This is a genomic window from Peribacillus sp. GL_122, assembly GCF_057835005.1.
Window position 1 is genome coordinate 4,779,639 of the sequence record NZ_CM174415.1, and the last position, 21,404, is coordinate 4,801,042.

A 21,404-nucleotide genomic window follows, 5' to 3' on the forward strand; every position below is an offset into this window, starting at 1 on the left:
GAAAAGTCCCTGCAGCAAAGCAGGGACTTTTCTTTATAAGACCTGAAACCTTATTGACCGCAACGTCCGCAACGACCGCCGCAACCTCCGCAGCGACCACAACCTCCGCAACGAAAACCGCAACCTCCGCAACCTCCACAACGACCGAACCCACAGCCCCCAATAAAGCAACCAAGGCAACCAAAACAACCAAAACCGAAACCAAAGAGTCGGGAATCGTCAGCAGAATACCCTTGCTGGAACTGGTTTTGATCCCAAAGAATTGGCTGGCTTACCTGGAAATCATCGACATTAAGGTTTTGCAATTGATTTTGAAATTCATACATTTTATATAACCTCCGTTTATTATTTATAAGGTAGTGCTTAGAACAGGAAATCTGAACGAAATGGTCAGGGAATTAACACCACGTCAAATACTTCCTCCAACAAAATATGTCAGGGGAGTGGGTAATGCCACTGATTATAGCGCCTAATTTCAGCAATGACCGTTTACGATGAATACCTGAATGATCACTGAAAAAACAGAAAACCAGAAGGTTAACACCCTTCCGGTTTTCTTGATCGCCTCTTAAATTAAGTTCTTACAAGTCACTTGGCATTTCCGTTTTCCTTATTTCAATAGGAGGATCCTTTATGTATAGCCATTACTTTCGAAGTCATATTAGTTCTGCAGCTGTTCATAACGATTCCAGTTCACCGATTTTTCCAGCACGATTGATATCAAGACGCCCATTATGAGCCCATTCGTCAAAAATGGCTGTAAAAGCGTGGGAACATTCGAAAATGCATTAGGCAGGATGTTCATCAAGCTCACTCCAATCAATACTGGTACGGCAAGCCTGAATATCGTGTCTGAAGTGAAATGCTGACCCTTGAGGCTGTTGAAAGCCGTACCGAACAGCTGAAGGTAAGCAACGAACAATACTGCATTCCCGACTGTTATCGGCATGGTGGCCAGGAAAGAGATGAAAGGAGGAATGAGCCCAATTATGGTCAATAACATGCCTCCAAGCAAGAAGGGCCTCCGCTCATAGATTTGAGTGCTCTGCAAAAATCCGATGGATGAAGTAAAAGGTGTATACGGAACAAGGCCAAGCAACGGGGCGAAAATGGTAAAACCGCCAGTCATGAATAAAGAATTACGATACTGCTTGTGTTCAGCTTCATCACCGATTAATTCCGATGCGGCTTGAATGGAAGCGAAGGTGTTGCACAAATTCAGCAATCCTGCAAAAAAGGAAATCGCTATGATCCCGAATTCCAGATTTGGAGCACCTAATGGGAAAAGTGAAAAAGCGGCACCTGTCGATCCCATTTCTCCCCCGGCCTCCGGAAATAGCAGCTCGTAAAAAATCCATCCCACCATAATCCCGATCAATATGGAGAAATTGCTTATGGTCCTTGGTCCTTTTATCTTTAATATACTTACTAAAAGTACAATCCCCACTGATAGGAAACTGACCGGGATGTTAATTTCCCCATTCTCCGTAATCCCCAGCATCCCCTTGAAAAAGACAAAGATGAGCTGGAACGTCAGAAGGAATAAATAAACCGTCATGACCATTGGGGTAAAAATCTTCTGAACATAAGAAATCAGGTTGAAGGCAGCAATAATGAGGGTCACGACACCAGCTGCAATGAGGCCAGTAGCAATTCCCCCTCCTACCTCTGCATAACCGAGCCCTATTGATGGTGCTGATAACCCTAAATTCAGCATCACTCCCCACAATAGACCGGAGTGACCTTCCATAAGTGGATACTTATGCCCCTTCCACCCCTGAAACACGCAAGCGATCCCGGTGAAAATGAGCGAGCTTCTCATGGTCATTTCCGTAACATTGGGAGGAAGATCAAAAGCTGCTCCAATCGATATGGGCACTACTACCGTATTTGCAAAAATAAAAAACAACCATTGAAAAGAAGAAAATAGAGTCACAGAAGATCTCCAACTTTTCATAGATTCCATCTCCTTTAAACATGATACTTTTGAAGCTCATGGTGAATTTCAATTGCCCTTCCCTTGAAAAAGGCGATAGGAAAGCACCATGCTAATAAACGCGGTTACAGAATGGTCAGCTGCCATTGCTGGACACATGATCAAGGTCAGATGACCTTTGCAGACGCATGCGAAATGATAACGTTACCATTAATAGTAACAAAGACTGCGGCTCCCTGCTAAATTGTTTGCTTGACTAAGGCTGGAAGGCAAATGGACAAGCAGAAGCCAGTCCGTTTAAAATATTTCGGTGGAATAACGATAATGACATGGGAGGGAGTCCTTAACCAATATAGAAAAAAATCACTTCCACAGCATATAACATAAGCAAGTAAAAGTACATGGATGCGGAAGCCGTTCCATAACCAAAACGAAAAAGGAAATCCGGAAGTATCCAGAAATCCTTTTTGGTTTAGTCTTACCGTTCAATTGACTGCTTTTGTTTATATAGTGAACCGGAAACCAAGTTTCCTTTGTAAATGACCGCTTTACGTTCAGAACGCCTGGCAACTGCCTCTGCAGAACAGCTTGCGTCAACTAACACCAGACTTGCGGCATCTCCCGCTTTCGGCCATACCTGGTTACCCTTTTCATCCAACGGGGTTTTTCCGCCGGTTATATACCCGAGTGTCCGGGAAAGTGAGACTTCATCAATCCATTTGAAACGTTCTGCGAGCCTTCCTGCTCTCTCCAAGATGTCACCATTCCCAAGAGGGGACCATACATCAAAGATATTATCATTTCCTACTGATACTTCAACCCCTCTTTCATGTAATAAATCGACAGGGGGCATCTGCCTGTTAATAGGGACACTGGTGACGATGGAAATCCCCGCATCCTTAAGAATGTCAGCCAGATCATAGGCTTCTTCCCTGGATACGTCCCCGATACCGAAAGCATGGCTTAATGCTACCCTGCCTTCCCAGCCCGCCTGCTTGGTCAGAGCTGCCAAACGCTTCATTGTGAACGTGCCCAGATGGCCTGGATCATGCAAATGCAAGTCCACATCAGCGTTAGCTTCCACTGCTAAATCCATCAATTGAACCAGCGATGCTTCAATATTGTTATCGACTGTGGCTGGATCCACCGCCCCGACAATTCCTGCTCCGTTTCGCAATGCCTCCCTGACAAGCTTGACAGAACCGGACCGCAATAATCCGTGCTGCGCAAATGCGACGATTTCTGAACTGAGTCTATGAGAATAGCCAGCAAGCGCCTGTTGTACCTGCTCTAAGTTTTGCAATCCCACTTCCGGATAAATATCAACATGAGTCCGTACATGTGCAGAGCCAGAAGCTAAAAGGATTTCCAGTAAAGATTCAGCACGTTTACATGTGCTTGTTGCAATGGAAGGCAAAACCCTCTTCTCATTTTCAAAGCGTTCAATGACACTTGAAGAAGGAGTGCACGCTCTCCAAACATCCCCCATCAGTGTCTTATCAAGATGAACATGCTTTTCGATGAAGGATGGTAACGCCAGCAATCCTTTTGCATCTTCCACAGGCAAATCTTCATGTATGGCTTCCCCATCTTTGACAATCTTCGTGATCCTTCCATCCTCCATCAACAGATGAAATAGCCCGGTCATCGTTCCTGTAACTCTTTCATTCTCTTTCCGGTAACCACATTCCAAACGAACATTCTTTAACCAATAGATTGTGTTCATGATCTTCATCCCTTCTTGAAATAGACCTTCAATTCGACTTCAAGGCAGATTCGCGATCGAGTCCGCCGTAAACCAGATTTCCATTGACCATAACCGCAGCACGTTTCGATCTCCTGGCAACCGCCTCGGCAGCACATGATGCATCCACAAAAACCATACTTGCGTCATTTCCCACTTGCGGCCATAAACGATTTCCTTCAGGGTCCAGTGTCTTGACCCCTCCCGTAATGAATTGGAGCGATTGGGACAATGCATACTCGTCCTTCCAGTTGTACCTCTCGGCCAATCGGCCAGCCTTTTCCAGCATATCTCCTGTACCGAACGGGGACCAGGAGTCATAAAAGCCATCGCATCCGAGAGCAACATGGACACCTTTTTCATGCAGTGAATCAATCGGGGGAATGACCCTGTTGATCGGAACTGTAGACATGATGGCTACCCCCAGATTTGATAATTCACTGGCCAGTTCATTTGATTCTCCTATTGAAACATCACCAAGTGCAAAAGCATGACTGATGGCCGCTCTGTTTTTCCACCCTGCTTCATCGATCAAAGAAGCCAATTTCTTGATTGTATATAAACCTAAATGACCGGGATCATGTATATGAATATCAATATCTGCATCAAATTCAACGGCTAAATCGACCATTTCAAATAGGGAAGCTTCTATATTATTATCCACGCCGCCAGGATCCAGGCCGCCCACCAAAGACGCTCCTTCTTTCATCGCTTGTCTCATCAACCCTTTTGAATTCGTTCTTAGCAGTCCATGCTGCGGGAAAGCTACGATCTCGTATGTCATTTTCCCTTTGAAACGATATAATGCGCTTTGAATCTCTTCCAAGTTCTTCATACCGATGTATGGATCGATGTTAACATGCGTCCTTACATGCGTCGCCCCGCCGCTTAACAATAATTGAAGCATCCGTTCAGCCCGGAGCCGACCGGTTTCAGCCAGTTCAGCAAGCTCTTTTGCTTCTAACTTTAAGCGTTCGATTAAATTCGGAACCGGAGTGCATGACTTCCATGGCAGTCCTAAATAAGTCTTGTCAAGATGGTTATGCATCTCCTTGAAAGGAGGAAGTGCAAGCAGCTTTCCCGCGTCGTGAACAGGATCATCCGTTTTCAAAGGCATACTTGAAGCCAATTGCAATTCCTTTATGATCCCATTTTTTATATACATGTTGTATGCAGCTGTCTTCGTCCTATCAATTCGTTCATTCTCAAAAACAAATCCACTATCAAGTGTAACGTTTGTAAGCCAGTATGCTTCATTCATCAAATCACTCTCTTTAAAAGAAGATTAAACACCTGTCGTCTCAAAAGATGAAATAGATCCGCTAACAACATTGCCCCTGAAGATGACAGCGGCACGCTTTGCCCTTCTAGCCACCGCTTCCGCAGAACAACTGGCATCAAGCAACACGATATTCGCCTCATCCCCGACATTAGGCCACGCCTTGACCCCGTCTTGGTTTAATGGGGTCTTCCCTCCTGTTATGAATTGCAGGCTTTGCGCTAAGGAACGTTCTTCAATCATGCGAAACCTCTCGGCAAGGCGACCGGCCTTTTCCAGATTGTCCCCGATGCCAAAGGGTGTCCAATGATCAGTGATGCTGTCATTACCTAATTCGACTTTCACCCCTTTTTCATGAAGCAGGGGGATGGGAATCGTTCTGAAGATCGGCACTGTGGATGTAATCGATATTCCTGTTTCCGAAAACCTTTCGGCTATGCCTGTTGCCTCCGGGACTGAAAGATCTGCCAAACCGCTTGCGTGGCTAACCGTGACCCTTCCTTGCCAGCCTGCGTCCTCAGTCAGTGAAGCGAGGCGCTGCATCGTGAAGAGTCCAAGGTGATCCGGATCATGTAAATGGACATCGATATCGGAATTATATTCAACCGCGATATCCATGATTGTTTCAAGTGATCGCTCTATGTTTTCATCAATGGTGGCGGGATCCACGCCGCCTACCAGATTCGCGCCATTCTTCATGGCCTCCCTTATCAAACCGACGGAATTGCTGCGTAATAGTCCATGCTGTGGGAATGCGACGATTTCATACGACAATTTATCCTTATATCCTTCCAGTGCCTGAATGGTGGCTTCCAAGTTTTTCAGACCTATAACGGGGTCAATGTTGCAATGTGTGCGTATATGGGTAGATCCGAAGTCCAATAATAAATCCAGCATTTTTTCCGCTCTTACTTTAGCAGTAGGCAATAATTCTGGCAGTAAGACCTGCTCTTCTTCTATCCGGGTTTTCACGCCATTAATGGCAGGCATGCAAGCCTTCCACGGACCGCCATAGTAGGTTTTATCAATGTGGATATGCATTTCCTTAAACGAGGGAACCATCAGGAGACCGTGAACATCATGCTGTGGATCCTGATCCGTTATCGATTCCTTCGCTAATAAAATCGAGGATATTTTTCCATTTTCAATCTTGATGTGGTAATTTCCGGTTTCAGTGCCGGTGATCGTTTCATTTTCATTATAAGTAAAACCATTTTCCAAGCGTACATTCGTCAACCAATACGATTGAGACATTAAACTCACCCTTCCACTCCAGATTGAATATGCATCACTTTCATTATAGTTCTAAAAATCAACAAATAATTTCAGAATTTTTACTCGTTTTTATGTTATTTTTACTTATTGTGCCAAAGAAAAAGACTCACCCTAATGGATGAACCTTTTCTTCTTATTTCCCCATCACTTTATCGTTACTTCATTTATTTCCAGATAACCTGAAGGGCTGATTGAAAATCCTTTTACTTCTTTAGCTACTGCAGCAACATTTTCTATGACCCTTACAGGAATATACGGGGTGTCACCCATCTCGATTTCCTGTGCCTCTGCGTACAGTTCTTTGCGTTTCCCTTCTTCTTTTTCCTTCCTGGCGGCATCTATTAAACGATCAACCTTTTCATTACTGTAAAAGAATGTATTCCCTGCCGCTCCCTGTGATTCCGTATGAAATAGATTATATTGATTATAATCGGCATCCCCGGTCGCGTTTCTCCAACTGATGATGAACATTTCCGATTGCCCTTTATTCACTTGTTCAACGAACGAACCGTACTCCATCACCTGCACCTTCAAATTAATCCCGATACCTTTTAGTTGGGATTGCAGGACCTCGGCCAAGTTAACTCTTTCTTTACTGTCCATTGTCAGGATGGTTGCATCCAAGCCTTCTGAATATCCAGCTTCGGCCATCAGTTTCTTCGCTTCCTTCAGGTTGTAATCATAGGCTTCGAGATCTTCGTTGTAACCGAATACTTTAGAGCCCATCAAGGAGTTCGCCTTCACTCCCACATTATTAAAGACACCCTTGATGATCGAGTCCATTTCAATGGCATGGGCGATGGCTTTACGGACCCTTACATCATTGAACGGTTCTTTATTGACATTGAAACCTAAATATTCGGTACCATACCCTTCACTGCGGTAAACATCCATTGCCGGTGAAGATTCAACCTGGTCCATGACAGCTACAGGAAGAGGCTCTGCGATTTGCGCTTCACCGGTTTCAATCATCGATATCCTCGTGGAGTCTTCCGGGACGACCTTGAAGATGACCTTGTCCACTTTTGGCTCGTCTCCCCAATAGCTGTCGTTTTTCGTCAATGTGATTTCCTGGCCTGGGGACCATGAATCAAAAACGAAAGGACCGGTTCCATTCGGTTCCTGGATGATCTTTTTGCCATACTTTTCAATCGTTTTCGGACTGATGATTCCGCCTTCGTGATTCGCCAATATGGAAAGGAGAGGGGAAAATGGCTCCTTTAAAATGAATTGCACGGTAAATTCATCAACCGGTTTCACCTCTTTTACCATTTCGAACACTACTGCCCTGGGAGAAGCTACCAACGGATTCAATAGTCGATCAAACGTCTTTTTTACTGCGTCTGCATTAAATGGCGTGCCATCATGAAACTTTACATCTTCCCTAAGCTTGAATTCCCAGGTCGTGTCATTTATTTGCTTCCATTTTTCTGCTAGCATTGGCTGTATCTCACTATTCTCATCCCGTTGTACAAGACCTTCATAGACTTTATGGTGAGTGACGCTAGCGGCGTTAATCGTGGACATGAACTGCTGATCCAAATTCTCAGCGTCGGATAAGCGGGCAATGACCAATGTCCCCCCTTTGTTTGATGCCCGGTTCGGATCACTTGCCGTTGTGTTTACGTCATTTTTAGAAGAACAGCCCGTAATGATGATAGCCATGATCATGACTAGAAAAAGCTTACCTGTCCCACGTTTTAACCCCATGGTCTTCTACCTCCCAATTTCATTTTTCGAACATTTATCTAATTATAGGAAATATTCTGACTACTTATTTCGAATATCTTTACTATGTTTTTCATTTTCTTTACTTGTTGTCATAAATCGCTTCCGTCTCGCTTAACGATTCCACGACCTTGAATGATGGCTTAAACAATTCTTTCTCGGGAAGCTCCTGATAATCTCTTTCCATATATCCTCTTCTCATCTTCTTATAATATTGTTGTCCCTTATATTTGATTTCCGTTAAATCCAGATTGGGGATTATTTGATCCTTCATGACTACCTTTCCATTTATGATGGATAATTTAACGTCCCTTCCAGACCCGCTTACGAACATGGTTCGAATGGGATCATCGATTACCCCCATATGAAAACTGTCCAAGTCAATCGCGATGATATCCGCCTTGGCCCCCGCTGCGATGCGTCCTAAATCGTTCCTACCAAGAAAAGCGGCCGCATCAATTGTGGCTGACCGAAAGAAATCGGCATAGACAGAGCCTTCCGTTTCTCCTTCCACCATCCGTGAGAGCATGCTGCCTGTCCTGACATTCTGGAACATATCAGGAGGGAATGTGTCCGTTCCAAGGGCGATATTGATCCCAGCCCGTTTATATTTAGCAAAAGATTCTAACGCCTCCCCATGCCTCCCAATGATCAGAGGGCAATGAATCACCGTTGTATTCGTTTCAGCAAGCAGCGCCAAGTCATCACCCTGTCCATATTTCGCTTTACTATATCCTGAAACAAAGTGGGCATGCGGGATCCCTGTTCTTGGACCGAGAAAGCCAAGGTCGTACAAATATCTGATCGGTGTAACTTGATGGGCTTTCCAGATGGTGTTGAATTCAAAACTTCCTTGTGCAGCATGCAGCTTTATCGGTACGTCCAATTTTTCGCTGTAATATTTAATCTGCTTTAATTGATCTGCCGTTTGGGACTCTATACGTTCTGGGGCAAGCATCCCTCTGACCATGCCTTCATAAGCTCCATCGAATTTTTCTACAAACTCGACCGCTTTCCTTAATCCCGCTTCCCCGGCTTTTTCATCCCAATGTAGTTTAATATTCCCGGTAGGCTGGACGACTCTCATTCCTGATTGGAAACTCGGACCAAGGTAAATCCTTAACCCCAATCCAGCTGCATGTTCTGCCGCAGCTGCCAATTCATCATAGGTTTCTGCCCAGCTTTTATAAAAAACGGAAGTAATGGGCATCGCCGTCGTCACGCCATGAAGGATGAGTTGTGAATAAGCATATAGTGATTTAAAAGCTTCTTCTTCCTCGGTCATTAATTCAGGATGTCCGCTTTTTATATAATTCTCTGACCAGAGAAGGTTTTTCTGTCTGTCGGCATCGGCTTCAAAATGTAAAATATCATGGTCAATGTCCCCTAATGCATTTAAATCTATGAACCCGGGACTGATAATGGCGTTACCGGCATCCATTACCTCGTCCACTTCTTCTGGATAATTTTTTCCGACATACAGAATCGTGTCTTTTTCATAAATGATTTCTGCGTTTTCCAAAATGACATGATCGCATCCATCATACCCAATTACATATCTTCCTTTAAGCTTGGTTTTCATCTTATTCCCCTTTCACCATTGCGGCAGCGTCTTCTCTTTCGTCATATCGCTTTTCATCTACATATGCCCTGGCATGGCCCCAGAAATATTTCGTCGGTTGCATATACTTTTCGAGCCCCGCACGCTTTATCGTTGAAAAGGCCTCCTCATTCGCTTCATCAAGCACTGTACTTTCATGGACCGTCCGTACATTCCTCCCTTCCATGATCAATTTCCCATCCACGATGACATGCTCCACATCATTCGCCACTGCTTGAAATACAAGCCTGTGTACATGCATGAATTCAGGGGTCAGATGAGGCTGATGCAGATTGACCGTAATGACATCCGCTTTTTTCCCGATCTCAATGGAGCCTATTTCATCATCCCAGCCAATGCATTTCGCAGCATCTATCGTGATCATTTCCAAAAGCTTGCCTGGCGGTAAATAATAGTAGTCCCTAAGCGCTGCCTGGTGAACAAACTGTGTTTTCCTCATTGCCTGAAACATATCGAAACTTGTGGAAGGGGAAGTCCCATCCGTGGAGATTGCCACAGTTGCACCCATCTCCAATAATTCAGTTATCGGGGTACGGGCATGAACCTGGCCAAATCCAGGTGATGCACTGACGTTGGTACCTGTTTCTGCCAGTATTCTTGCCTCATCGAAGGAAATGCCCCGACAGTGCTGTAAATGGACATCTGGACCCAATAGGGCATTTTCCTTATCCTGTATCGCTAAATGAATCATTCCGCCAAAGGCATCAGAGTGAATGCGTGTGTTATATTTCCTGGCAATCTCCCTTATTTTCTTCGCTTGATAAAGGTCATGATCAGTCAGCCCATAAAGCCTGTCAGGAGATGTGGGATTCGAGGGATCCACGGATGTCACGATGACAAATGGTGTAATGAAGGCTCTCGTGCGGTCTTCATTCGCATGGTTCAGCGCCTCGATTACAGCTTCCGCCCCCTGTAGCACTTCTTCATAAGAAACTTCCTTTACCACTCTCTTTCCGTCAATCCACCGGCTGAACGAATGGGGCCATGGGGGGTTGCAAGGACCCGTGCATACCACTTCCCTGATCCCCACTTCGGCGTATGCTTTTGCATGATTGATGGCAAAAATCGGTTCATCGGACCGCGGCATGGATCCTAACACGCTCACCCCAGTTGTCACTCCCGCCTTTAATCTCTCAAGTGAGGATAGCTTTCCTTCGTAATACCAAAAGTCATCTGTAACAAAATGCTTGTACGCATTCGTCATGATGGGCATCCAAAAATCAATATTCTCCATTGCGATCGTTTTGAACATGGAATGTCCCCCATGACCATGAACATCTATCAACCCCGGCAATATGCATTGATGGCTGCAATCGATGACTTTTACAGCCTCATACTGCAATTTCAGATTTTCGGTGGAATCAACGGCTAAAATCCTTCCTTGATGTATGGCGACGGCGCCATCCGGCAGAATTCTCCTGTTTTGATCCATGGTTATCACGGTCCCATGGATTAGCAGTAAATCTATCATATTTTTCCCTCCTAATTGAGAAGACAGCATAACATCCTTATGCTGCCTTCCTTTTGTGATGAATTCCTACTTCACGGTTACGTCATCAAGCATTAAATAATTTGCCGGATTCAGCCAAAGTCCTTTAACCGTTTCGCCATATACGGCCAGGTGTTCATAGTTACGGATAGGAACATATGGAACTTCTTCCCTTTCAATTGCTTGTGCCTTGGAATATAGTTCCTTACGTTTATCGCCATCCGATTCTTTACGTGCATTTTCAATCAATTTATCCACTTCCGGGTTGCTGTAGAATGAACTATTTCCTGCAGCACCTTGGGATTTGCTATTGAAAAGATTGAATTGATTATAATCTCCATCCCCGGTGGCATTGCCCCAGCCGCCTATCGCTACCTGGTGCTCGCCCTTGGCTGTCGCGTCAATGTAAGCCCCATACTCAAGGACTTGAATCTTGACCTTGATTCCAATTCCTTTTAACTGGGATTGAATCACCTCGGCCATATTGATCCTTTCCTTACGATCACTCGTCGTCAATGTAAACTCCAAACCATCCTTGACCCCTGCTTCAGTCAAGAGCTTCTTCGATTCATTAATATCGTAGTCGTAGCCTTTTATATCCGGATCATAACCAAACACCTTTGGGCTCATTGTCGAATTCGCCCTCGTACCGACGTCGTTATAAACCCCTTTGATAATGGAATCGACCTCGATGGCATGAGCGACCGCCTTACGGACCCGTACATCATCAAAAGGTTTTTTCTTAACATTGAAGCTTAAGTATTCAACTGCAAGTCCCTCCGTGCGATATAAATCCATCGTGCCCGACGCTTCGATCCTATCAATCTCGGTAACTGGCACTTGATCTGTCACATGTGCTTCACCCGTTTCAATCATCGCAATCCTCGTGGCATCTTCAGGGACAACCTTGAATACCACCCCATCGATCTTAGGCTTATCTCCCCAGTAATCCTTGTTTTTCGAAAGTGTGATTTCTTCACCAGGCTTCCACGATTTAAAAACGAATGGCCCTGTACCAACGGGGTTTTGTGCCAATTTGTCACTATTTTCCTTAATCGCTTTAGGGCTGATGATGCTTCCTTCATTACTCACTAAAATCGATAACAGCGGAGCATAAGGATATTTCAGCTTGAATTGTACTGTCGTTTCGTCAACGACTTTAATTTCTTTGATCATTTCCAATTTACCAGCCTGCGGCGAAGCTGTTGCCGGGTCCAGTATCCTGTCGAAATTTGTTTTCACCGCTTCGGCATTGAATGGGGCCCCATCATGGAATTTGACTCCCTCCTGCAATTTAAACTCCCAAGTGACATCATCCAGCTGTTTCCACTCTTTTGCGAGCAGCGGTTTAGGATTCATGTTTTTGTCAGGAATGACCAATGTTTGATAAACCTTTTCATAAATGACGTTTGCAGATGGAATGTCTGTTATGAAATGAGGGTCCAGGGTAGTCGCGTCAGATAATCGCGCGACGATCAGCGTTCCTCCTTCTTCCGCTTTTTCCTCTGTTTCCTTGCTGCCGGTTTGTTCTGTTGCACATCCTGATAAAACGGATGAGATGCCTAATAAAGAGGCAAAAAGCAACCCAATCATACCTTTTCTCATTCTATTTCCTCCCTTTTCATCCTCCCTTTGTTTCTCCAAGTAACTTTCAGCTATGAGTACATCGGGCTTACTGTAAATTATAAAAAAAAATGAAATTTTATATTTTCAGAATCTTTACTCATTTTTTAATTATCTTTACTGCTTTTCCGCATCATATTTACTTCAATTCCTTTTTTGAATAAATTGAATGAAAGAAAAGGAGGAAGTCCAATGAAGCCAGAGGTCGTAATCAATAATACCGAATTGAATGTAAACGAAAGAAAATCTCCGAAACTAAGACACTGGAAAGCCTTTTATAAAAAATTCAAACGAAATAAATTGGCATTGATAGGCGGGTACATCGTACTTTTTTATATTTTATTGGCTATCTTTGCACCTTTGATCTCACCGCAGGATCCGTATGAAATTGATTTAGTCAACAAACTCCAGCCTCCGTCAGCCGAACATTGGATGGGTACGGATGATAAGGGAAGGGATATTTTAAGCAGATTATTATATGGGACAAGGCTTTCATTAACGGTCGGGTTTGTCTCTGTATTCTTCGGGGCGTTCATTGGCATACTCCTCGGGTTAACAGCTGGTTATTACGGAAGATGGATCGATACCGTCATTATGAGGATTGTCGATGTTCTGCTGGCTTTCCCGGGAATATTGCTTGCTCTCGCCATCATCAGTGCCCTTGGTCCAAGTTTAATCAATGTAATGGTAGCGGTCGGCGTCTTTTCCATACCGATGTTTGCCCGAATTGTACGCGGTTCCACATTGTCAGTCAGGAAGCTGGAATATATCGATGCCATTCGTGCATTGGGAGCCACTGATTTCACAATCATATGCAAGCATATTTTTCCGAATATTCTATCACCTGTCATCGTTCAAGCCACATTACGTCTGGCAACGGCCATTCTGTCGGCAGCCGGATTATCATTTCTCGGACTGGGAGCCCAGCCGCCCTCGCCAGAATGGGGAGCGATGCTGAGCAGCGGTCGGGATTATTTGTTCAGCGCCCCCCACATCGCTTTGTTTCCGGGGATAGCGATATCAACACTGGTACTTGGTTTCAACATCTTCGGGGATGGACTTAGAGATGCCCTGGATCCAAGAATGAAAAAATAAGGAGGAGAGAAAATGTTCGTATTTATTATCCGACGGGTACTTCAAACCATACCGGTTTTACTGGGAGTAAGTCTTGTTGTTTTCCTCATCATGCAAATGGTACCTGGAGATCCGGCAACACTGCTTGCAGGTGAAGGAGCGACTAAAGAAACAATTGAATCGCTGCGGCATGAGCTTGGCTTGGATCGTCCAATCCTCTATCAATATGTTGACTATGTCCTTCATGCCGTTCAAGGTGACTTTGGGGAATCACTCCGCAGCAGCCGCCCTGTTTTGGACGAAATCATGGTCCGTTTGCCCATCACCCTTGAACTTGCACTTGCCAGCATTTTCATAACCGTCGTGCTTGGAATGATCGCAGGAATCATCTCGGCTACCAAGCAATACTCGGCAGCTGACATTTCCATCATGATCGTTGCTTTACTGGGAATCTCGTTACCTAGTTTTTGGTTGGGCCTCATGCTTATCTACTTCTTTTCCGTTAACCTTCATTTGTTTCCGGTTTCAGGTTGGGGAACTTTCAGGCACATGATACTCCCAGCCATAACCCTTGGGGCAGGAGGGGCGGCCATTGTAGCCAGGATGACCAGGTCGAGCATGCTTGAAGTCGTTCGCCAGGACTACATCCGGACCGCAAGAGCCAAGGGATTAAAAGAATATATCATCATTTATAAACATGGCCTGAAAAATGCGCTAATCCCCGTCATTACAGTCGTTGGCCTCCAGTTCGGTGCACTCCTTGGCGGCACCGTATTGACAGAGTCCGTTTTTGCCATCAATGGACTTGGGAGATTGATAGTCGATGCAATCAGAACGAGGGATTTGCCGATGGTCCAAGGCGGGGTCCTCATCGCTTCCGTTATCTTCGTATTCATGAACTTGGCAGTGGATGTCCTCTATCGATACTTTAACAAAAGAATAGACTTGAACTAAGGAGGTATGATGATGAAACAGGTTGATGATAAAATTCTGGAGGTAAAAAATCTGCAGACCCACTTTTTCACTGACGAAGGAACGAGTAAAGCAGTCAACGGAATCAGTTTCTCCCTTAATAAAGGGGAAACGCTTGGAATCGTCGGGGAGTCGGGAAGCGGGAAAAGCATAACATCACTATCGTTATTAAGGCTCATTCCATCGCCACCCGGCAAGATTGCCGGTGGCAGCATCCTTTTTAAAGGGGAGGACCTGCTTACGAAGTCTGAAAAACAGATGCGGTCCATACGCGGGAATGAAATTTCGATGATTTTTCAGGAGCCGATGACATCATTGAATCCCGTATATTCAGCGGGAGAACAAATTGCAGAAGCGATCCGGCTCCATCAAAAGCTGGGAAAAAAGGAAGCATGGAATAAAGCGGTCGACATGCTTCGGCTCGTCGGCATCCCCTCACCCGAAAAAAGGGCAAAACAGGAGCCGCATGAGCTAAGCGGCGGAATGAGGCAAAGGGTCATGATTGCCATGGCACTTGCCTGCCACCCTGAGGTTTTAATAGCGGATGAACCTACAACAGCACTTGATGTGACGATCCAGGCTCAAATCCTCGAACTGATCAAGACGCTGCAAAAGGATTTCGGGACGGCTGTCATTTTGATCACTCATGATTTGGGTGTCGTATACGAAACCTGTGACCGGGTTGCCGTCATGTACGCAGGAAAAATCGTCGAATACACTTTAGCCAAGGAAATATTCACAAACCCAAAACATCCATACACCATTGGCTTATTGAACTCCCTTCCGCGTCTGGACATGGACCAGGAAGAGCTGACTACAATCCCCGGGACCGTTCCAAGTCCTTACAACATGCCCAAGGGCTGTAGCTTCGCTCCCCGCTGCGCACATGCGAGGGGCATTTGTGAACAGGCCGTACCGGATCTCCAGGCTATCGGCCCAAGCACCGAGGTCAGCTGTTGGATGTTCACCCCCCAATGGGAGAAGGAATATGACGCTCAAGAGAAGGTGGGAATTTAATGATGGGTGTACCAGCTGCAGAGAAAAAGGTTCTGCTTAAAGTGGATCAATTGAAACAATATTTTCCGATCAAGGGCGGGTTTTTCGGAAGAACCATCAATCATGTTAAAGCCGTTGATGATATTACCTTTGATATCCATCAGGGCGAGACCTTAAGCATAGTCGGCGAATCCGGCTGCGGAAAATCGACTACCGGAAGGGCCATCCTTCGTTTGGATGAACCAACAAGCGGGAGCATTCACTTTCAGGATAAGGATTTACTGAGTTTAGGAAAAAAAGAAATGAGGCGTACCAGGAAGGATCTGCAAGTCATTTTTCAAGATCCATTTGCCTCCCTTAATCCGAGACAGACGATCGGCAAAATTCTCGGAGAAGCTTTGGCCATCCAAAATGTAGTACCTAAAGAAAACCGAAAGAGCCGGATTGAAGAATTATTGGGACATGTCGGGCTGAGACCGGAATCCATGGAAAGATACCCGCATGAATTCAGCGGCGGCCAGAGACAGCGGATCGGCATTGCGCGGGCTCTGGCAGTGGACCCAAAATTGATCATATGTGACGAAGCTGTATCTGCACTGGATGTCTCCATTCAAGCGCAAGTGCTGAATTTATTAAAATCCTTACAGCGCCAGTTCGACCTTACCTTTCTTTTCATCTCACATGATTTAGGCGTGGTCAGACATATCTCGGATCGGGTAATGGTCATGTATCTCGGAAAGATAGTCGAAATAGCCGATAAAAAGTCCATTTTCGAACAGCCGCAGCATCCATATACAAGGGCATTGCTATCGGCCATCCCAGTACCGAATCCTGTGCATGAAAGAGAACGGATCCTATTGACGGGTGATGTCCCCTCACCCATCGACCCTCCAAGCGGCTGCCGCTTCCATACACGGTGTCCTTTTGTACAGGATATCTGCAAAACACAGCTGCCTGAACTAAAAAGATCGGCACAAAATCATCAAGTGGCTTGTCACATTGTGTCATAACCTGTAGATTTCCGAAGGGGTCTTTAGTATGATACTAATAAACAGAATAATTCAAGTTATTTAAAAATATAACCAGCAGAGGTTCTCCATGCTAAGTTACGAAGGATTCACATTAATTATCATGCTCTTCATTTTAGCTCCCATCATGGGAGCTATCGCTCTTTTATTTCTATTCATATTCGAGAAAAGGATCGACCTTCTTGAAAATAAAAACAAAGAGATCCGCCTGGAGCAAGCACTGCAAGAAGCACAGTATAATAAATTGAACCAGCAAATCCAGCCACACTTTTTGTTCAATACACTGAACGTCATACTGGGCTTGGCCCGCCTTAACAGGACGGCTGAATTGATACGGGCCTTAGAGGCATTTTCGCAATTCCTGAAATTCAAATATAAAGCATCAGAACCGTTGATCCCCCTTTCCCAGGAAATCCAGTATACCCAGCATTATCTCGACATCCAGACCCTTCGCTTCGGTGATCGGCTCAAGATTGACATGGAGTGCCCAGAACCATTATCAATCGCACTGGTCCCACCCTTCATTCTCCAGACATTGGTGGAGAATTCGTTTAAACACGGTTTGGAAAAAAAAGTGGGTGAAGCCCTGCTGCATATCAGGTTCTATCTGGATTCGCAGATGGTATATCTGGAAGTGGCGGATAATGGATTAATGGGAAATGAATCTTCCGTTACGGACGAAGGCGGCCATGGCCTGGATAATATCCAAAAACGTTTATATTTGTATTTTAATGACCGTGCACAATTGAATATAGCTTCTAATGAATCGGGAACTAAGGTAGAGGTATCATGGCCACTTGTTTTTGATAAGAAATTGGAGGAGGCGGAGCCGGAATGAATGTATTATTAGTTGATGACGAACCATTGGTCCTTGAACAAATGGAATATATGATTCAGTCCATCTACCCTTTTTGGAAGTTTTACAAAGCTGCTGATGCCTGTCAGGCACTGACCCTCAACCAAAATCATAAAATCAACCTCGCTTTCCTGGATATTAATCTACCGGGGCGATCTGGTCTTGAATTTGGTGAAGACCTAAGGGCACTGAACAAAGAAGTCGAAATCATAATGGTGACCGCGCATCAAAGTTTCGATTATGCCCAGCAATCCATCAGGATAGGCGTTGTTGATTATTTAACGAAACCCGTAATAGAAAGTGATTTGCATAAAGTCCTGGCCAAGTATGACAAAAGGGAATCTTCTCATAACTATTCAACCCTTATTCACCATTCGCTTTCATTCATTCATGAAAATTATGCCGAAAAACTCTCCCTTTCGGACATCGCTCGTGAAGTGCATACCAATCCGACTTATTTAAGCAGGAAATTCCATGAAGAAGTCGGCACTTCCTTTTCGGAATATTTAATGCACTATAGAATAAAGGCCGCTAAAAGGGCCTTAACCAATAACACCAGCTGGAGCATATCAGACGTTGCTGAAAACTCGGGTTTCAATAGCCAGCATTATTTCAGCACTTTATTCCGGAAGATAGAGGGAATCACGCCCAAGGAGTTCCGCGAGAAAGGAAAATGAACATTGCGATCACGTACATTTCAAGAATACGTACAAGGCCCCATTCAAATCGGGATGGGTTTAGGGATCATCTCCCTCCTGGCACGCTGGGTGACAGGAACCACAATATTATCCTCCCCTGAATCGATGGTGAAGTATGGAGTTTTCGGAGGGATCGGATACGCCCTGATGGGAGCGATCGCCCTGTCCATGTTCAGCTTCATCGGGAAAAGGGTTCGGCAGGATTTCCCCGTGGGGTTGACCATCGGGGACTATTTAAAAGCCCGGCTTCACCCCCTCGGATATTGGATATTGATCGTGATTCTGGTCATAACCAGTTTACACATCTTATTCATTCAGGGAATGGCTGCGTCCACCCTATGTCAGTTTCTTTTCGATACCCCGCTCTATGTCGGATTGTTCTTTTTTTTCGGTTTTTGTGTCCTTTATGCTGGATTCGGCGGGTTAAAGCTCATTCATGGACTCGCAGCTTTTCAAGTCATCTTCATGTTTGCCGCGGTAATCTTGATTCCTTTATACTTTTTCGTCAAGGAAGGGATTCAGCCTGTTTATGATGGGATTCGTTTATACCATCCATACATGCTCGTAATCAATAAGTATGATCTATGGAGTTTTCTTTTAGCAGGACTTCTTGTCGGGTTCGGCCAGTTTTTCTTTGACCTGACATCATGGCAGCGATTATTCATGATGGAAATGAAAAAGGTTCCCTTAACATTCTCTTTATCCGGCCTTATCTGGATCATATTCCCGCTCTCCTTTTCATCCCTGTTCATCATGGTTATCTTTACGGGCGGCTTCACTGATATACACTCGATCCTGGCTGGATTGGCAAACAAAATAACGACACCATTCTTTTTCATCCTTTTTGTGCTCTGCGCTTTCAGTGCAATCACCTCAACATTCGGTGCCTGCCTGCATTCATTGGTAAGCCTGATCGTAGCCAATATTCTTGAACCACTAAAAACAAAAAAAAGCGACCAGCAAAAAATAAGGATGGCCTGCCTGCTTTCAATCTGTATCGGAGGATTGGTTTTCGTTGCTACACTCTTCTATTCCCCAAACCTATTAGAGCTCTTATTTTATTCAGGCAATATATATTCGGCATTGCTGGCCCCAATACTGGTTATCGTATTCAGCAAAGGGAAAGTCGCTGATTACATACCGATAAGCGCGGTCCTGGCCATTGTGGCTTCATACATCATCCGGCCTTATGTAAGTGAATTCCAAAGCATATGGTTTAGCGGATTGGCTTCATTGACGATCATGGTGATTTGTATGATCCTTACCCTCATCAAGAACAAATGGAGGTCCGTGAAAACAAAACGGGATTGATTAAGAAGGCGGATGGCAAAGTGGTTACATAACAAACTATGTAATCACCTCTGCGTGTATTTGGCTCCGCAGGTCTTGAGAGAATTCAATATCACACAAATAAAAAAAGCCTAATCTTTATAGATCAAGACAGTTTGTAGAAAAAAGCTAAGTTAATTGAACGGAAGGTGCGAGACTCCTGCTTAGAAAAGGCTCCCGGACCGCCCGCGGAAAGAGTGCCCCTACCTTCCAATCAACGTACAAATTGTACAAGCCATTACTGGGGATCTTAAAGGATCTTATCCTGAATCCGAAATTATTACCATGAATTTAATACAAGACTAGATTATCCTTAATGTTTTTTTTGCTGTAATCCTTATTGGATTGAAGAAATTTGCGACACTCCTGCCGAATTACTGGCTAGCCGAGACCCCACAGCCGCTTGCTTTGATGCGGCTTGGCAGACAGTCGGCGGAAAGGGAGCGGATTTCTGAAATCAACTGAAACTTTTTTTAAATAAAAAAACTGTAGGCAAAATCAATTATTATCTAGTTTGTTTACATCTGAAATCCCTCTATTAATCTCGGAATAACTTAGCTTGCCACCTTTCTGAAATACCGATAAACCTTTTCCAGCTTTTGAGTCTGTTTCCCCTTTGGGCTTTCCATATTACCGAATTCGAAAAACTTCACTTTTTTAATTCCGACAAAATTGAATAACGCTCTTTTCATCAAGATTTTATGCGCATCATTCAACCAGAGAAGTGGATACTTTGCAGGTCCCTTCATAGTGGACACACATACGACCGACTTTCCCTTTAGAAGACCCTCTGGGAACAAGCCCTTTTTATCCCTGTAAGCAAAATTCGCAGAAAATAATTGATCAATGTATCCCATCAGCATTGCCGGAGGCCTCCCCCACCAGATTGGATAGACAAAGACAATCTTGTCGGCCCAGGTAATTTGATTTCTATATTTTTCAAGCTGAGGATCACGATGCATATCACGCCTTCGTTTATGCTCATTGAACTCCAAGAGCGGATTAAAGCCCTCTTCATATAAATCCAAGACCTGCAGCCCCTTTATGTTGGGGTTCTCGTTACTGCCTTTGATGACTTTTTCTAAAAAAGCATGGCTTAAGCTTTCATGATTTGGATATGTGTAGATGACCAGCACGTTCATGACGTACCCCCCTATTTACTTATCAATTGATAACAATAATATAACAGCACCATTTTTATTGTCAAATGATAATTGTATTTTGATAACACTTTTGATATCTTCACAAGAGAGGTGAAAGTTATGGACAAAAAAGCTCTTTTTGAAAAAATGGTCACATTTACAACTTCCGTACATCAAGTGACACACGAATTGACCCAAAACGCCAAATCCGATTCCATCACGCCGGTACAATATAAAATTCTTGAATATATAACAGTCAGTCAGCCTGTCACACCAAGTGAAATCAGTGACTGTCAGCACATCTCCATGCCTAACACGAGCCGTGAACTGAAAAAATTAAACGAAAAGAATTTAATTGAAAAAATAAGTGATTCGGAAGATAGACGGAAACAATACATCCGCCTCTCCAAAGAGGGGGAAATGATGATGAACGAGGCTTTTGCAATCGTGGAATCCCGTTTCCAAAGCCGGCTGCAACATGCATCAAAGGAAGATTTAGCGGATATTGACCGTGCCCTGGACATTCTTCAAACAAAACTTTTTTACTAAATAAACAAAAACGGCTCCCGAGATTGAAGTTGACAAAGAATCAACTTCAATCTCGGGAGCTCCTT

General features: G+C 44.4%; 18 protein-coding genes. 8 read left to right on the forward strand and 10 right to left on the reverse strand.

The features are described from left to right. Nucleotides 1-50: 50 nt before the first annotated feature. The 9 genes from AC3ISB_RS23145 to AC3ISB_RS23185 all read right to left on the reverse strand — a co-directional run bounded on the left by AC3ISB_RS23145 (nucleotide 51) and on the right by AC3ISB_RS23185 (nucleotide 12,677). Entirely contained in the window at nucleotides 51-326 is a 276-nt protein-coding gene (locus AC3ISB_RS23145; RefSeq protein WP_489274535.1) for a heterocycloanthracin/sonorensin family bacteriocin, read from the reverse strand. 335 nt (nucleotides 327-661) lie between these two features. Next, a complete protein-coding gene (locus AC3ISB_RS23150; RefSeq protein ID WP_489274537.1) occupies nucleotides 662-1,957 on the reverse strand; it encodes a uracil/xanthine transporter in 1,296 nt (431 codons plus the stop codon). A 457-nt stretch (nucleotides 1,958-2,414) separates the two neighbouring features. Continuing rightward, complete coding sequence (locus tag AC3ISB_RS23155) at nucleotides 2,415-3,662, reverse strand: amidohydrolase (protein ID WP_489274539.1); 1,248 nt, start codon at nucleotides 3,660-3,662, stop codon at nucleotides 2,415-2,417. 28 nt (nucleotides 3,663-3,690) lie between these two features. Continuing rightward, entirely contained in the window at nucleotides 3,691-4,941 is a 1,251-nt protein-coding gene (locus tag AC3ISB_RS23160) for an amidohydrolase family protein (RefSeq protein WP_489274541.1), read from the reverse strand. Between the two features lie 24 nt (nucleotides 4,942-4,965). Beyond that, entirely contained in the window at nucleotides 4,966-6,213 is a 1,248-nt protein-coding gene (locus AC3ISB_RS23165; RefSeq protein WP_489274543.1) for an amidohydrolase family protein, read from the reverse strand. Nucleotides 6,214-6,378: 165 nt separating this feature from the next. Then, nucleotides 6,379-7,944 carry a glutathione ABC transporter substrate-binding protein gene (locus tag AC3ISB_RS23170; RefSeq protein ID WP_489274545.1) on the reverse strand — a complete coding sequence of 522 codons (1,566 nt, stop codon included), beginning with the start codon at nucleotides 7,942-7,944 and terminating at the stop codon, nucleotides 6,379-6,381. A 100-nt stretch (nucleotides 7,945-8,044) separates the two neighbouring features. Further along, nucleotides 8,045-9,544: a chlorohydrolase family protein gene (locus tag AC3ISB_RS23175; RefSeq protein WP_480339574.1), complete on the reverse strand. Its 1,500-nt coding sequence runs from the start codon at nucleotides 9,542-9,544 to the stop codon at nucleotides 8,045-8,047. A gap of 1 nt (nucleotide 9,545) precedes the next feature. Further along, nucleotides 9,546-11,054 carry an amidohydrolase family protein gene (locus AC3ISB_RS23180; protein WP_141994081.1) on the reverse strand — a complete coding sequence of 503 codons (1,509 nt, stop codon included), beginning with the start codon at nucleotides 11,052-11,054 and terminating at the stop codon, nucleotides 9,546-9,548. A 66-nt stretch (nucleotides 11,055-11,120) separates the two neighbouring features. After that, complete coding sequence (locus AC3ISB_RS23185) at nucleotides 11,121-12,677, reverse strand: glutathione ABC transporter substrate-binding protein (RefSeq protein WP_489274546.1); 1,557 nt, start codon at nucleotides 12,675-12,677, stop codon at nucleotides 11,121-11,123. A gap of 210 nt (nucleotides 12,678-12,887) precedes the next feature. Between AC3ISB_RS23185 and nikC the strand changes: the two genes are divergently transcribed. The 7 genes from nikC to AC3ISB_RS23220 all read left to right on the forward strand — a co-directional run bounded on the left by nikC (nucleotide 12,888) and on the right by AC3ISB_RS23220 (nucleotide 19,630). Continuing rightward, entirely contained in the window at nucleotides 12,888-13,790 is a 903-nt protein-coding gene (nikC, locus tag AC3ISB_RS23190; protein ID WP_141994079.1) for a nickel transporter permease, read from the forward strand. Between the two features lie 12 nt (nucleotides 13,791-13,802). Next, a complete protein-coding gene (nikB, locus tag AC3ISB_RS23195) occupies nucleotides 13,803-14,723 on the forward strand; it encodes a nickel ABC transporter permease (protein ID WP_144528792.1) in 921 nt (306 codons plus the stop codon). 12 nt (nucleotides 14,724-14,735) lie between these two features. Further along, nucleotides 14,736-15,758, forward strand: coding sequence for an ABC transporter ATP-binding protein (locus AC3ISB_RS23200; RefSeq protein WP_480339572.1), 1,023 nt, complete (start codon nucleotides 14,736-14,738; stop codon nucleotides 15,756-15,758). Then, entirely contained in the window at nucleotides 15,758-16,747 is a 990-nt protein-coding gene (locus AC3ISB_RS23205) for an ABC transporter ATP-binding protein (protein WP_311625256.1), read from the forward strand. Before AC3ISB_RS23200 ends, AC3ISB_RS23205 begins: the two co-directional genes overlap by 1 nt. An 88-nt stretch (nucleotides 16,748-16,835) precedes the next feature. Further along, nucleotides 16,836-17,603: a sensor histidine kinase gene (locus tag AC3ISB_RS23210; RefSeq protein ID WP_283898649.1), complete on the forward strand. Its 768-nt coding sequence runs from the start codon at nucleotides 16,836-16,838 to the stop codon at nucleotides 17,601-17,603. Next, nucleotides 17,600-18,298 carry a response regulator transcription factor gene (locus AC3ISB_RS23215; protein WP_098373799.1) on the forward strand — a complete coding sequence of 233 codons (699 nt, stop codon included), beginning with the start codon at nucleotides 17,600-17,602 and terminating at the stop codon, nucleotides 18,296-18,298. The genes AC3ISB_RS23210 and AC3ISB_RS23215 overlap by 4 nt, the downstream gene beginning before the upstream one ends. Before the next feature lie 3 nt (nucleotides 18,299-18,301). Further along, nucleotides 18,302-19,630 (forward strand): sodium:solute symporter family transporter, encoded by a 1,329-nt coding sequence (locus AC3ISB_RS23220; protein WP_489274548.1) that lies wholly within the window; start codon nucleotides 18,302-18,304, stop codon nucleotides 19,628-19,630. A gap of 572 nt (nucleotides 19,631-20,202) precedes the next feature. Here AC3ISB_RS23220 and AC3ISB_RS23225 read toward each other — a convergent pair. Next, a complete protein-coding gene (locus AC3ISB_RS23225; protein WP_141994074.1) occupies nucleotides 20,203-20,790 on the reverse strand; it encodes an NAD(P)H-dependent oxidoreductase in 588 nt (195 codons plus the stop codon). Nucleotides 20,791-20,910: 120 nt separating this feature from the next. On the opposite strand from AC3ISB_RS23225, the gene AC3ISB_RS23230 reads away from it, so the two are divergent. After that, a complete protein-coding gene (locus AC3ISB_RS23230) occupies nucleotides 20,911-21,339 on the forward strand; it encodes a MarR family winged helix-turn-helix transcriptional regulator (protein WP_480339570.1) in 429 nt (142 codons plus the stop codon). Nucleotides 21,340-21,404 lie beyond the last annotated feature (65 nt).